This is a genomic window from Ktedonobacter robiniae (assembly GCF_016587375.1).
GTDB classification, from domain to species: Bacteria; Chloroflexota; Ktedonobacteria; order Ktedonobacterales; family Ktedonobacteraceae; genus Ktedonobacter; species Ktedonobacter robiniae.
Genome location: NZ_BNJG01000005.1, coordinates 141183 through 155175 on the forward strand (window position 1 = coordinate 141183; position 13993 = coordinate 155175).

Below are 13993 nucleotides of genomic sequence, written 5' to 3' on the forward strand. Positions count from 1 at the left end.
TATCAAACCGATCTTTGACGCTGCCCGTCTGTTCCCATTGTATTCCTTTTCATGCGTTGTGGTGTATCGAAGATACATGACTCACTGCTGGCAAACTTCTGAGACTGGTATTGCCTGAGATTGCTAGGATGGAAAGAACCAAACGGTTCGTGTGACATCCCAGGTCAAGAACAGGAGCAAGAAAATGACGTTGCATGCGCAAACCGAGTTCACCATTCCCGAAGAGACTATTCGTGTTGCCCGCGCTGCCTATCCACATGGAAATCCACTCATAAAGATGCGCGATGTACTTGGAACGATCTACCAGGATCAGACGTTTGCCTCGCTCTTTCCTCACGATGGTCGATCTGTTGAGGCCCCGTGGCGATTGGCCTTGATCACGGTGCTGCAATTCATGGAAGAACTGCCCGACCGGCAAGCTGCAGATGCCGTTCGGGGTCGCATTGACTGGAAATACCTCCTGGGGCTCGAACTCACTGATCCTGGCTTTGATGCAAGCGTGCTAGAGCATTTAGTTGATGCCGGGTATGTGAGCGCTCGGGTTCTGGTAAAGAGTCAGGAGCGATTTGGAATCGAGGGAGTTGGTCCTGTGTCTATTGATGCCCAGTGGCAGGCCCATACCCCATCTGGCATTGATGCCAGTCAATTCATCCTTGATTGGGGGAACCAACAAGCGATCTGTCCACAGGAGAAAACGAGTACCAGTTGGAGCTGGCTCAGCAGGAAGAGCTATCCTGACCTGATCAAGATCCAGTTTTCCACCACTGATTGTCGGTCATGCCCACGTCTTTCCGACTGTGTTCAGTCAACGAGCAAATACTCACGCCGAACGCTCGTCATCAGACCACGGGCGCAGCATGCTCCCACGGGATGCGCAACGAGATAAGCTCAAGCAGAAATTTCGTTAGCTGCAGCATTGCCCATTGAACATAAGACGGTTTTCCTTTGCAACGGTTCGCTTCCTCCTGCAGGGTCTTGACACCTGTGTTGGCTACTTGGAATATCTGTTCATAAGATCGGAAAATTGGTCCAGGATACGCTCTCGTCTTCCACATTGCTTTCACAAAGAGGCGCACCGCCAAGCAAGGGGAGGCCTTTGCTTCATGAGCAGAGAAGCACCAATCTCGGTAATGAAGCGGAGAAATAACCTGTTCTTTTGTCCGATGAGGGAAAACGGGCAAGGAACGTTCAGATACTCCATCTGATATTTTACGGGTTGCACCTGCTTCTTGGAGTATATGCTTGCCATTGTTTAAGCTGCTCTGCGGTAGTTGTGGTGTAAGCCACCCAACACAGGAATGGCGCTCACCTGGTTCGGTGGGTTTGGGAGAGGAGTAGATGGAATCGATGGATCAGGAATTCGCTGTCCCAGCCCTTGATGCGGTCGAGCCTGGTTGAAGTACACGACATACGCTTTGAGAAGGCGGTACAGCTGCTTTTCCTGGAAGATCAGGAAGTGATCCAGGCATTCTCGTCTCACACTTCCCAGAAAGCGTTCACAGATGGCATTCGCTTGTGGGGTTCGATACGGCGTTCGAAGGACTTTGATGCGGCTTGTGGTTGCTACTCGTGCGAATTCCGGCCCGAATTTGCGATCATTATCCCGGATCAGATAATTTGGCGCGTGTCCATAGGGAGTCGCTTCTCGCAACTGTTGCGCTACCCAGGGATCGCTGGGAGAGCGCGTCACATTGACATGAATGACCTTTCTCGATTGCAACTCGATGATGAAGAACGCAAAAAGCGGGCGGAAGAAGAGGTCGGGGACCTGAAGGAAATCGCAAGCCCATATTTCTGCCGCATGGTTGCGCAGGAGCGTTTTCCAGGTCTGTCCACTCAGCCTTTTGCGGCGGATAGGTCTCATATATTTCTGAATCGTGCGTTTACTCACTCGAATATCGAGCTTGAGAAGCTCACCGAGAATACGTTCCGCTCCCCAGAGCCGATTGTTTGCGGCGGTTATGTTGCAAGAATAAAGCTGATCTGTTAGAGTGGGGAGATAAAGAGGAGAAGAGGACCCCTATGACAGAGCAACACCCGTTCAAATGGCGTCATTTCCAGGCCGACCTCATTCTCTTGTGCGTCAGATGGTAGCTGAGCGGATAGCGCGGGTACCGTGATCTCGAAGAAATGATGCTGGAACGTGGTTTGCAGGTGGACCATACGACGATCTATCGCTGGGTTCAGCGGTATGCCCCTGAGCTTGAACGGCGGTGCCGTCCCCATGTAACGTCCACAACTGATTCTTGGCGTGTTGATGAGACCTACATCAAAGTGAAAAAAGAGTGGGTCTCCCTGTATCGAGCGGTCGATTCACAGGGGAAGACGCTCGACTTCGTGCTCAGTCCGACCAGAGATGGGCAAGCAGCTAGACACTTCTTGCTCAAAACCCTCGCCGCCTCTCATACGCGTTCGCCACGGGTCATCAACGTCGACAAAAACGCTGCCTATCCCAAAGCCTTCAACGAACTCAAGGCAGCAGGATACATCCTCGAAAGCGGTGAATTGCGACAAGTGAAATACCTCAACAATCTCATCGAACAAGACCATCAGTTCATCAAACGGCTGACGAAGCCAGGGATGGGCTTTTTCTCCTTTGCGACAGCATGGCACACTTTACAGGGATACGAGGTGATGAATATGATGAGGAAGGGACAAGTGCAAGGCGTGGCAAAAGGTGATGTGAGAGGTCAGGTTGCCCTGGTTGCCAAACTGTTTGGGATAGCAATCTAAGACAGATTGAGAGACCCACTCACGCTCTTCTTTGGCGCTCAGATTTTTTGCAACAGAACCTTTGCGGCCATCTCCTTGATCAAGCTGATCGTCTCGGACGAGAGCTTCGGCTTTCTCTCATGCACCTTCGATTTGCGCTTCCAGTACAGACGGAAAAGCTCGCGGTGCCAGCGGAGGAGCGTCTCTGGCTGGACAAGGAAAAGCGCCTGTTTCCAGGTTCGGACCATCCTGGCAAGGAGCACTAAAAGAAGCCGATCCGTCTTCCGATAGGTCGGTCGCTTGACCTGACGATGCAGAATGATCAGTTGTTGTCGCAAGAGCGCATTTTCAGCCAAAAGTTTGGCTTTGCTGCGCGTCAGATCGGCGAACGTGCCGAGTACAAAGGAAGTTGTCGACGGTTTAATCCAACGCAAAACATGTTCTTGAAGCGTATGGAAGCAAAAAGAGACACGTTGCTTGATCGAGGAAAAGAGACGCAGCACAAATAGAAACCTCTTCTTTGTGAGAACGGCGTATGGTCGGAGGGCATACGTAGAATATCCCCTGCTGATTGTACACGCATCCCACGTGCTTTGACAAGAAAGCTCACTCCATCATATATAACAGTCCGATTTATCGAACGGATGTCCCAAGTAGCCAGCACACGTATCAGCAAGCCATGGCCAGCGTTCCGCCAGAGGCGCACATCTGGCGGGCCCGCCTGTACTGGAAAAGAGCCGCAACATGGACGTATTCCTTTGCGCTCAATCATGATCCCTTTTACCTCAGGAGCCTCCAGGAGTTTGAGGAAGCAGAACATATCTTAACGCGGGTAGCCGATCCAGCAAACCCAGCCTGGCGAGATGAATGGCTGGCGCTCCAGTTTGCTCGTATCTGGAGAGGATCGACGGACGACATACAAGCCGCGCTTGAAAAGGCCCGTCCCGTCGTCGAGCAGCATGGGACGCAGGAACAACGCAAGTTGCTCGCAGAGTCAGTCGGCATATCCAACGCCATTCGCGATCGCTTTGTGATCCCGGCAAGCCGGGTGGACACCTGGCGCGCAACCATCGCGGCACTGGAACCGACAGACAACGAGGCCCAGCGCGGGATCGACCTTGCTGTGCTTGGCATTGGGCTGGTGTGCGCTGCCCAGTTCGACGAGGCTGAGGAACAGCTCTTCCAGGCGTTACGCTTAGGAGTGCGCACAGGGAATACCTGGGTACAAAACAATTGCTTGACGTTTTTGCCGTTTGTCTTCAGAGGACGCGGACAGGTGGAAGAGATGCGTCGTATCCTCGCTCAGGCTCAGTCCATAGGCATTGCGCCATACAATCGGATTTTTTCAGGGCATGCTGCCTGGATAGCCTGGCGTGAGGGTAATCTGGCCCTAACTGAGACCTGTGGTCGCGAGTCACTCCAAGAAGAGCGATCCCAGCAGATCAGGCCTAATCCATTTCTCTGGGTGGGAAGATGACCACTCATTGGTGTGGCCCTGGCCCAGGGCCAGATCTCCGTCGCCATGAACGACGTGCGTCGGCTTTTCGATCCAACCCAGCAACCGCCTCGTGAACCATTGGACGCGCTCCTCGAAGCAGCCTTGCACGCCTGGGATGCTGGAGAACAGGAGGAGGCACATCTTCTCCTTCAGCAGATGTTGCCTCTCGCGGAGCAGATGGGCTATCTCTAAACCCTTGGTGAAACGAAGGCCCTATAGGCAGGATGACGGTGCGTTTTGTCCTTAGAGCGACGCTTGTACATAGTAGGTGTAAGAGTTACTCTAAGGACAAAACGCCGAGAAAGGCGGTCAGCCCGCGAGGGTTCTGCTGAAGAAACCAACAATCATTTGTACGAGTGTAGCGGGACTGGGCTGCTCAGTCTGGTTGGGGGTGGGCACAGCCAGACCGTGACTATCGTGCTGAATCATGACCAGCGTGACGGGGACGCCAGCTGCTTGCAATCGCTTCGCCATATCCTGGGAGTGGTGCGGCGCGATAAACCAGTCGTCGGTGCCATGCAGGATCAGGAAAGGCGGATCGCCCTGCGCGACGTGGTATGCCGGACTCGCGTTGCGCAACTGCGCTGTGGTAGCATGCCCCACGAGGAGGGAAGCCCACCACGGCGAACCACTGAAGTTCGACAGGTCGGTGGGTCCCCACATATCGACCACGGCCTGCACGCTGCTCGACTGATTCTGGTACTGGCCCACATCATAGGTTTTGTCCGACCCAAGAGTGCCGAGCATGGCGCTAATATATCCGCCCTGGCTGGGGCCGTAGACGCCAATACGGTGCGGATCGAGACCCAGTGCGCTCGCGTGGGCGCGCAAGAAGCGCACGGCACATTTGGCCTCCCTGACCTGCTCCCCCACGTTGTCAAGCGGGACTAGGCCGTAATCAATCGAGCCGACGATGAAGCCGCGACCCAGTAGGTTTGTGCGGAGCTGTGCGAAGTACATCCCATCCAATGATCCGTCTTCCAGGATCCGAGAACCGACAAGCGTCTCGCCGCCGTGAATGTAGAAAACCATTGGCGCAGGATGAGGCACCCCAGCCGAAGGCTCAGAGATGTCCATGGCAAGCGGACTGCCATTGGAGCTGTTGCAATACGTGAGGGTCGCTGTCTGGCCGGCGGGAACGCTAACTGATGCCGATGTGGAGAGCCAGGCCGTATCTATGGCGCTCACACCTCCACCCCAGGTCAGCAATCCAAGCACCAGGAGCGCCGGGAGCAAGATGAACGTCGTTCGCCACGCTCCTTTCGTCCTCATCCGCAAAGGCCGAATGAACTGACGCAGGATCAGGAACACCGCCAGCAATCCAACGACAGGCAAGAAGAAGTACTGTATGCTCGAGAAGACTCCAGGAACCAAGAAGAAAACGACAAGAGCGACAGACTTGAGCACTCTCCATATCAGAAGGCCAAGCAGAAGCAGGCGAGGTAACCAGGAGAAGGTAATGCGCCACATTCTGGGAGCCGTACTCCAGGTGCGTCCACAATGGCAGAGGAAGAAGACGGCCGAGCTTCCTTCCACAAAAGGGATATAGAGATCTGGCACGCCCAGCGTCTCGGGCCGCCATATGTTAAAGCCATCAAGGAGCCCGAAAGCGTGTGCGATGATCCAGGTCAGCAGCCCAACTCCTTCGACCACTCCCGCAGCGAGCAGAAGACGACGTGCAGGAACTCCCATGGCAGTAAGAGCCGCAACTGCCTGAACGATGGTAAAGCCAACCAGGAGGACCGCCAGGAGTGCAGAGGGTGGCAACTGGTTCAACACAGCGACAACGTGCATAACGGCAGCGCTCACCGTAAGGAGAACTGCCCAATAGAGGAGCGCCCCACGTTTGAGACGGTGTGCCATAAACCAGCTTGTTCGAGTTTCTGTCCCATGGGTAATCATATCCTGTGTTTTTCTTGTTTGTACACTCATATCTACTTTTCCTTCTCTTAAGTATATTTGCCTGTTCGGCAAGCAGAGAGACAGCCTGTTACTGCTGTGGCTCCGGTTCGGAAGCTACCTCCGACAGCATCGTGAGGAGAAGAGGCTGAAGTTGCGCCCATGTGCGAAAGTAACGCACTTCTCCAGTGGTAAACAATTGGACTTTGCCTCTCCACTCAGTCTGTTCAGCATTGATCTCTTCTTCCCAAACTCGAATAGTAAAAAGATGAGAACGAGGGCGTGGATTCGGTTTCTCTATGCTCATGCACTCCCTCCAGGCATCATTTCCACAGAACACCTCTCTGGTCTTGCTGCGGATGGTCATGGTGCTGTTTATCTTAAGGGAAGTGTAGAATATGGAGCGTTCTTGAACCGTTCTGTTAAAGCGTTCTTTGAGAGGGATATCTGGAAGCGAGGAATGTTCCTTTTTCAGAGGAGATGGCGGAGAACCTATTTAAGAGAGGCTTGAAAGTGGGGGAAGCCATATTATCTACTGCGGGCTTGATTCACTATATGGGTGGAAATCGAGTCAGCCCAATCCTCTTCCATTGATAAAGATGGGTGTAGAGAACCTCACGATATAGAGGATATGCTGGGTGACATCCATGAGTTGTTGGAGAAGAAGGGTATAGCGGCTATCCTCTAACAGAGTTCTAAGGGCCAGAGAGGTAAAGGTTGAAGTAAAACCATGTTACTTCAGCCTCTTTTGTGCTCTCTGGTTATAAATATTCTAATTGATAAAGTTCTTATGGTAAGTGACTTCGTCTTTCCCCCTTTAAGATATATCGTTTTCGCTAAATAAATGATGGTTCTCTTCGGTTCTCGACTTCCACCAAATGGGGGCAACTCCACATTCCCCTCCCATCGCAAGCGGCTTCTGGCCCAATTGCAGGGGCTGCGTTGGTAAAGTCTCGTTGTAATACTAGAACGTCGGTCAAGTAATACAGGAGAACAGTTCGAGATATCGGCACCCATATCTTTACACTGAGCATGGATTTCATGTATCAGATGGCGAAACGTTCATGCCTATGCAGACTTCCAGAGAACACACGCTCTGCAACCCGTGCTTTGTTACAGCAAGCCGAGTTCCCTGGCTTTCAGTACCGCCTGGGTCCGGTCGCGCACCCCGAGTTTGCCCAGGATGTTGCTGATCTCAGGCCATCTCACGCCTTACGTTGTAAACCTCTCTCGCGAGCTCAAGAGGCCATCAACTGCTGAAGCTTTTCCAACGTGCCCGTTTGGGGAAGTGGGGTGTAGATCATAACTTTAAGTTCGGGCTGAGCTGGCACCTGCAAGGTCGTGTGCTCGAACATCAGACATCCTACCAATGGATGCTCTATAGTTTTATGAGCATCGGCTCTCCCACGTACATTGTGATGGGGCCACCACGCACGAAACTCTGGGCTTACACGTTGCAAATCAGTGATCAAACGTTTGAACCATTCCTCATCGGCATAACGTGCACTCTCAGCACGGAATTCCTCCATCACTTGCAATGCCACTTGCTCCCAAGTGGGCTCTTTGTTGAGAAGACGGATCTTTGGATCAGTAAAAATGCGCCAGATGACATTATATTCATATGGAGGTGCCATCTCCGTCCGCAAAAAGATCTGTGAAGCCGTAGCATTCCAGGCGAGATAATTCCAACGGCGATCGATGATGTACGCTGGAGTAGGGGTGAGCGAATCAAGCACACGACGTAACGCGGGGCTTACCAGCTCATCGGATGTAGAGGTCTCGATGAGGTAGGGCTGATTGGCAAAGAAGAAAAGATGTTGCCGTTCGTCAGGCGTGAGCTGTAACGCATCGGCAATGCTCTGGAGCACCTCCCGTGACGGGTTCACATCGCGCCCTTGCTCCAACAGGGTATACCAGGAAACGCCCACATTCGCTCGCTCGGCTACCTCTTCTCGTCGCAATCCTGGGGTGCGGCGCCTCCCACCACGTATCAACCCAATCTCTTCAGGCGAAAGGCGCAGACGCCGCGTACGGAGAAAATCCGCAAAATCGTGTCTGCGTTGTTCGTCGCTCATCGGCTTTCTTGCTCCTTATCCTATCAGTCTCCATCATACGATAAAGAGACTCTGGTCCTCGTAGAACCTTCATGTGATACTCCTCTGTGTATCACATCTTGTGATGGTCGTCGTTTCGACAAGAGAAAGAGGAACAGTAGTTCTATGGGATCGCGTTCAGCGAATGACTCTCCTCATCTGTCGGCTACAGTGGCTGGAACCTTCACTATGGCCGAGGATCTGGTAGTCACGCGTATGGGGTATGGCGCGATGCAGTTAGCTGGCCAGCACACTGGCTGTGCTGTTGCTGAACCATTCACTTTGTCATCATACAGCACCAACCCCCTGCTTGCAAGGGCTGAAGGTACCCCAGTGCTAGCAAACACTGTCAAAAGTTGAGAGGAAATCACATGTCAGAGGGAAAAAAGACCGCACTCGTTACCGGAGCGAACAAAGGGATCGGTTTTGAGATCGCACGTCAGTTGGGCATCCAGGACATCACCATCCTTGTTGGTGTACGCGACTTGGACCGAGGAGAGGCCGCCATTCAGAAATTGCGTGCCGAGAAGATAGACGCCACTGTCGTTCATCTCGACGTGACCGATCAAGCCAGCATTGATGCCGCCGCAGCCTTCATTGACCAGACCTATGGGCGGCTGGATATTCTGGTTAACAATGCGGCTATCGCCGTTCAAGAATGGAGCACTCCACCCAGTCAGCTCTCGTTTGAAGATTTGCAGAAGACTTTCGCCACCAATGTCTTCGGCGTCTTTGCTGTCACCAAAGCCATGCTCCCCCTGCTGCGCCACTCCCAGGCTGGGTGCATTGTAAATGTATCGAGCGAGATGGGTTCCCTAGATATCAACAGCGATGCCAACTCGTCCATTTCACGGATGCCACCCACTCTAGCCTACAATGCTTCCAAAACAGCCCTGAACGCTCTCACTGTCTTCTTCGCCAAAGAGCTGCAAGACACGCCCATCAAGGTCAACTCGGTCAGCCCTGGCTATGTCGCTACAGACCTGAACGGACACAGTGGCCATCTCACTACCGAGCAGGGTGCAAAAGCACCTATATCCTATGCCACCCTGCCAGCTGATGGACCTACTGGTGGTTTCTTTGGGGCCAATGGACAGATCGCTTGGTAGCTTTCCGTGCGAGGCTTTCAAGCGTGATTGCGGGTTCACGGGACAAGAATTGCCGTTCTCATCTTTGATGGTGAAGCGGCAATTGCCTCCTTCAGCGCTCCCGTTTTGAAAATAAACCTCTGTTGCATAGTGTATTGAAGCAAGAGGCTATCCCCCGTGTTGTGTATTCTCTCTGGCAATGCTCACAGATTACGGTATTGTCAACTTAAAAAAATTCGTTGATGAGCTTTCACCACGTCGATGCCACATCAACCAGAATTCTCGAGCAACCAAGGCAAGAAAAAGGGCGCAATCCCCACTTTGAGGCCTGTTTCTCTTCTATAAGCTCTACAATTTCAATGAAGTTGACAATACCAGCGAAGGCGTTGGCGCTTCGCGATGCGGAGATCGTCGCCGCTTTTGCAGGAGCGCAAGAAATTGTTGCATAAATCAGCACGCAAAAAGCCCCTCCACGGTTTTGCTGAGAAGGGCTTTTTGTTGTATAGAATGCGTAAATACAGAATATAAAAGCCTTTGACGCAATCTGACCGGAAAATGGCCGCTTCTTGTCCTGGTAGAAACTTCCTTTTCCTCGTAAGCTTCGGGGTAAGCAGACAACGTTTCAGGGAACATATTTATCTCGCATAAATTCGCATTTTAAAGACAAACGCCCGAAGGAAAGATGCATGAAAAATATTGGGGGCCATATTGATAACTATCGCATCATCTGGAATCAATCCTCATCTGTTCTCTATGATCGCTATATTGTCGAACGTGTATCCGATCCTGGCAAATTGTACGTTTTGCAAAAATGGAATACCGTGCGCATTGCTGGAAAACAGGGCTTCCCGTTCTTCCGCGCTCAGATGAACCAGCTGAAAGATCTGCGCTCGCCGCTTATTCTCGCCGGGGAAGATTTCGGAGCTGATACCGATGATCATCCTTACGTGCTTCTGCCCTACGAGACGACTCGGGCAGAAACGGTCGCTGATCGCCTGCAACACAAGGGCATAACTGAAGATGAGGCCGAGAAAATCCTCGTTGATGCGAGCGCAGCTCTTGTCCTGGCTCATCAACATAATCTTATCCACGGTTTTTTCTCGTCTGAGTGCGTCTTGCTAACTGCTGAAGGTGAGGTCCGCGTTGCTGCTTTCCTCTCCCCTGGCCTGGATCTCGCCATTGACCGTGCTCCTCTTCCTATCCAATATCGCTTTCCTGAAAGCCAGGCCACCCACTTGAGCGATCAATATGCCCTGGCCGGTCTGCTTCAAGACCTCTTGCTTGAGCAGGGAGAACTTCCTGAGGATGCAGCCATTCTCCGCCGGGCGATTGCGCGTGCTCAGACCCCGGAGCCCATGCAGCGCTTTCAAAGCATCAGGGAATTCCTCGGCAAGGTGGGAATCCCACTCTCTTTGGCCGAGAGTGAGAGAAAGTTTGAGACGCCGCCTCTCAAGGCCAGAATCGACGAACAAATGAATAACAGCACTACCACGCCGCAAGGTTTTGCGCCCTCTCACACTGAGCGGTGGAATTCCGCCACGACCAGGGCCAGGCATACGAAACTTCGTATGCCCCACGTGCTTACAGGGCGACGAGCCCGAACCGCCGCCCTGTGCCTTGGACTGATTTTCTGCTTGATCATTCTCCATATTGTTCTACCGGCCAGCGCGGCGACCGTGACAATCGTACCCATGAACCGCACGCTTAGCCAGACCTATCATCTAGCAGTAAGTACACAAACAGATCTGACTTCTCACCAGGTCCGGGGTCGAATGCTGACGTATAAAACCTCGACCAGAAGCAAAACAGTGCCTGTACACAACACTGGGCATCTCGACGCAGCCTCCGCCAGCGGTCAGATAGTGTTCTCCCAGCTTACTGACGAGATAGATCTTTCAAAGATGCTTGATGCGTTTCGCATCAATCTGAGTCAGAGCATAACACTCGTTGTCACCGATTACAACACCGATATGCGGCCTGGCTCAACCTACACGGAGCCAGTAACAGTCGAGGAGAAAGGAAGCAAGGGTAACCTGGCTGCGCACGCGATTGATGGAACCTACGCCTTTGGCTTCCCTATCCCCGTTATCGGTGCCGATAACCCTACAGTATATATCTCCAATCCCGCCCCGTTCATTGGTGGTATAGACACCTATAATGGCCCGATAGTCGCTTCCAGTGATTTTGTTTCAGTCTTGGATGGTTTCGACGCACAAGCAAAGCAGGAGGCGCAACATGCCTTTCAATCTCAACTCAAACCCGGCGAGGCGCTCCTCAATAATCTGACCTGTAGTCAGGATGACACGGTCCAACCTGCGGTTGGTGCTCCTGGGAGCAGTGTGACCGTTAGTCTCTTCTCCAACTGTCAGATCGAAACCTACGACCAGCAGGGGGCCGATGCGGCTCTTCTCACTGCCGCCCATCAACTGGCTCAGCGTAGTCTCGATTCGCACTTTGCCCTGGTGCATCCTCTGCACATCACGATTACGGATCCTGGTACCCCCGGTTCAAGTGATTCTGTTGGGCTGACCGTACAAAGTGAGTGGCGCCTACTGCTGGACAAACACGGCAGGCAAGCGGTTCAACAGGCGCTTGCGGGACTTTTTCAGGACGATGCCCGGACATTGCTCCTGAACCGCTACAATTCGCGCACCACTGATGTGAGCTTGACCTGGTGGTGGGGAGGACGTATGCCCACCGACCCCAACGTCATTCAGATCATTGCGCGTTATTCATCAACGTGAGAAAAGAGGGCCCTGGCATATAGCTTCGGATTATTGATGGAGCAAGATCAAGCCTAACCCTCTTTTGTCAGAGAGGGAGAGGCAATCAGTGAGGAGTGGTGCGAGTCACCCTCTGCATGACAAGGACTCTTCAACGTCTCTGCCCACAACTACGGTGCTCTGTTTTGAGCATCTACCATCTTTGACAGAAGACGTTCATGTAGGGGGCTACACCACCCAGGGTATTGTCAACTTAAAAAAATTCGTTGATGAGCTTTCACCACGTCGATGCCACATCAACCAGAATTCTCGAGCAACCAAGGCAAGAAAAAGGGCGCAATCCCCACTTTGAGGCCTGTTTCTCTTCTATAAGCTCTACAATTTCAATGAAGTTGACAATACCGTTGAAAGTTGATCAGCAGTCGAACACCGACCAGCAGATGTCGTTTCGCAACCGCTGATCATCCAGGACCAGCTCGCGGATCGCATCAGGGAGCTGGTCGCGCTGCCATCGGCACTCGAGCTGCCCGGAGCTCTCACCCTCGCCTGCGTGCGCGGTTGCACGCGCAGCCTTGATAGCGTAGGCCGCAGCACCGAGCTCGTGTGCGGCGACATGCGCCACCACCGCCGCCTGGCCGGCAGCATATGCGGCGTACCGAGCGGCTCCGCTCAACTCTCTTGCCGCAGCCATGGCATGGCCACCCGCCGCGCGGGACTGAGACATCCTGATCTCGCCTCGCGCCCATGCCCGAGCCTGCGCGATCGCTTGGCGAGGCCGCAGGTCTGAAGGTTGCGCCGACTCGAACAGGTGCAGGACGTGTTCCGCACACATTGCGGCCCACAGGGCGAGCAGCTGATGGTCGGAGTCTGTGAGCGTCCCCCCGCGGCGGATGGTGATGAAGCGAGGGTCACGGTCTTTCGGGAGGATCACGGCTGCACCCCTTTCATATTATCAAAAAAAGAAGAGGACTGTAGCTGGACGCCGATATGAGATGTGACCTTGCGCGTCGCCTCAGCAACATTGGCATTAGCCACAATACTCGTCCCACTATCACTCTTGCGGAGGCCTTCCATCATTTCCAGGATCGTCGTTTTACCGGCTCCGTTTGGCCTGAGAAGTCCAACTATCTCTCCCTTCTTGACTTCAAAGGACACACCGCGGACCGCCTTGACTTTCCCAAATGACGCGGGCCAGCTTCTTTACGGTAATACTGTTTTCGCTTTTTGTTTTTGCCCCATGCTCTTGTCTCCTGTTCTCGAGAGTATGGGAGCCTGGAGAAGTGAGAACACGCTCCTAGCTTCGACAGGTCGAGCATTCGGCTGCATGCATGCATCTCCGATGCAGGCTGGCCGGGCTTTTTCTGGATCACGTCTCTACAGTACAACACTGATGCAAGAAGAGAGGGTAGAAAGAGAGAAAAGCGCGTGCGTATGGACAGGAATGGATCTGAGCCTGCTCAATATACTTGGAGTTCTGTGAGAGAACGAGGAGTGTCTCGCAAAAAGCCTCAAGTCGGAAATTGAGAGTTTTACATGGAGCTTGGCACCACTTGACGCACTATCGAGTCTTGCTAGGGCTGCTGGAATGAGCGTTGGGTAACCCCCTTTTATTTACAACATTTCCTCTTTCTTGCCTGGCGGCGTGTCGTCTCATATCGCTTTTTCCATATTATCTATGGGCACCGTGTTCTGGCCGAGTTAGGTGAGATTGGCAATGATGGAGTTGTTAGGGGAATCGAAATCGGTGATGGTGCGCCAGGTAAGACCCGGCTTTCAAGAGCTGGATCGCGGTGCAGGGTGGTCATGAGAGCGGAAGAGCCAACGAGCAGCAGCGTACAGATCTGATCATCGAAGAGATAGGAACGGATGCACTGGGCAAGGATGAGAGAGAGGTGCTCTGCCTGGTCAATGATAAGCAGATTGACCCGGGTGTATTTGAGGGCAGTGGCAGCCGCGTTCCAGAGTTCGGACGTGATTAAG

General features: G+C 53.0%; 13 protein-coding genes and 3 pseudogenes. 8 read left to right on the top strand and 8 right to left on the bottom strand.

Annotated features, from left to right (window positions below; translation table 11 throughout):
- Positions 1-184 precede the first annotated feature (184 nt).
- A pseudogene (locus tag JMJ04_RS47655) lies at positions 185-505 on the top strand (transposase); the annotation flags it as partial.
- Positions 506-1252: 747 nt separating this feature from the next.
- Here the strand turns inward: JMJ04_RS47655 and JMJ04_RS43130 are convergent.
- Positions 1253-1864 (bottom strand): integrase core domain-containing protein, encoded by a 612-nt coding sequence (locus tag JMJ04_RS43130; RefSeq protein WP_236039125.1) that lies wholly within the window; start codon positions 1862-1864, stop codon positions 1253-1255.
- Positions 1865-2022: 158 nt separating this feature from the next.
- Here JMJ04_RS43130 and JMJ04_RS43135 point away from each other — a divergent pair.
- Positions 2023-2733: pseudogene (locus JMJ04_RS43135) on the top strand (IS6 family transposase).
- Between the two features lie 38 nt (positions 2734-2771).
- Here the strand turns inward: JMJ04_RS43135 and JMJ04_RS43140 are convergent.
- A complete protein-coding gene (locus tag JMJ04_RS43140) occupies positions 2772-3215 on the bottom strand; it encodes a hypothetical protein (protein WP_201376558.1) in 444 nt (147 codons plus the stop codon).
- Between the two features lie 176 nt (positions 3216-3391).
- Between JMJ04_RS43140 and JMJ04_RS43145 the strand changes: the two genes are divergently transcribed.
- Both JMJ04_RS43145 and JMJ04_RS43150 read left to right on the top strand, forming a co-directional pair.
- Positions 3392-4189, top strand: a complete 798-nt coding sequence (locus JMJ04_RS43145; protein ID WP_201376559.1) for a hypothetical protein — start codon at positions 3392-3394, stop codon at positions 4187-4189.
- 12 nt (positions 4190-4201) lie between these two features.
- A complete protein-coding gene (locus JMJ04_RS43150; protein ID WP_201376560.1) occupies positions 4202-4402 on the top strand; it encodes a hypothetical protein in 201 nt (66 codons plus the stop codon).
- A gap of 117 nt (positions 4403-4519) precedes the next feature.
- On the opposite strand, the gene JMJ04_RS43155 is transcribed toward JMJ04_RS43150, so the two are convergent.
- The 4 genes and pseudogenes from JMJ04_RS43155 to JMJ04_RS43170 all read right to left on the bottom strand — a co-directional run bounded on the left by JMJ04_RS43155 (position 4520) and on the right by JMJ04_RS43170 (position 8184).
- Positions 4520-6142, bottom strand: a complete 1623-nt coding sequence (locus tag JMJ04_RS43155; RefSeq protein ID WP_201376561.1) for an alpha/beta hydrolase — start codon at positions 6140-6142, stop codon at positions 4520-4522.
- 58 nt (positions 6143-6200) lie between these two features.
- Entirely contained in the window at positions 6201-6416 is a 216-nt protein-coding gene (locus JMJ04_RS43160; protein WP_236039126.1) for a hypothetical protein, read from the bottom strand.
- An 806-nt stretch (positions 6417-7222) separates the two neighbouring features.
- Positions 7223-7303: pseudogene (locus JMJ04_RS48320) on the bottom strand (DNA-binding response regulator); the annotation flags it as partial.
- 44 nt (positions 7304-7347) lie between these two features.
- Positions 7348-8184: a helix-turn-helix transcriptional regulator gene (locus JMJ04_RS43170; RefSeq protein ID WP_201376563.1), complete on the bottom strand. Its 837-nt coding sequence runs from the start codon at positions 8182-8184 to the stop codon at positions 7348-7350.
- 144 nt (positions 8185-8328) lie between these two features.
- On the opposite strand from JMJ04_RS43170, the gene JMJ04_RS43175 reads away from it, so the two are divergent.
- The 3 genes from JMJ04_RS43175 (at position 8329) to JMJ04_RS43185 (ending at position 12034) form a co-directional block, all read left to right on the top strand.
- Positions 8329-8562: a hypothetical protein gene (locus JMJ04_RS43175; RefSeq protein WP_201376564.1), complete on the top strand. Its 234-nt coding sequence runs from the start codon at positions 8329-8331 to the stop codon at positions 8560-8562.
- 11 nt (positions 8563-8573) lie between these two features.
- Positions 8574-9311, top strand: a complete 738-nt coding sequence (locus JMJ04_RS43180) for an SDR family oxidoreductase (protein ID WP_201376565.1) — start codon at positions 8574-8576, stop codon at positions 9309-9311.
- Positions 9312-9976: 665 nt separating this feature from the next.
- Positions 9977-12034: a serine/threonine-protein kinase gene (locus JMJ04_RS43185; RefSeq protein WP_201376566.1), complete on the top strand. Its 2058-nt coding sequence runs from the start codon at positions 9977-9979 to the stop codon at positions 12032-12034.
- A 394-nt stretch (positions 12035-12428) separates the two neighbouring features.
- On the opposite strand, the gene JMJ04_RS43190 is transcribed toward JMJ04_RS43185, so the two are convergent.
- Both JMJ04_RS43190 and JMJ04_RS43195 read right to left on the bottom strand, forming a co-directional pair.
- Complete coding sequence (locus JMJ04_RS43190) at positions 12429-12944, bottom strand: putative immunity protein (protein WP_201376567.1); 516 nt, start codon at positions 12942-12944, stop codon at positions 12429-12431.
- The gene (locus tag JMJ04_RS43195; RefSeq protein WP_201376568.1) at positions 12941-13168 is read right to left on the bottom strand and encodes an ATP-binding cassette domain-containing protein; all 228 of its coding nucleotides are present in this window, start codon (positions 13166-13168) and stop codon (positions 12941-12943) included. The genes JMJ04_RS43190 and JMJ04_RS43195 overlap by 4 nt, the downstream gene beginning before the upstream one ends.
- Before the next feature lie 635 nt (positions 13169-13803).
- Here JMJ04_RS43195 and JMJ04_RS43200 point away from each other — a divergent pair.
- Positions 13804-13992: a hypothetical protein gene (locus tag JMJ04_RS43200; RefSeq protein ID WP_201376569.1), complete on the top strand. Its 189-nt coding sequence runs from the start codon at positions 13804-13806 to the stop codon at positions 13990-13992.
- The last annotated feature ends 1 nt before the right edge of the window (position 13993 follow it).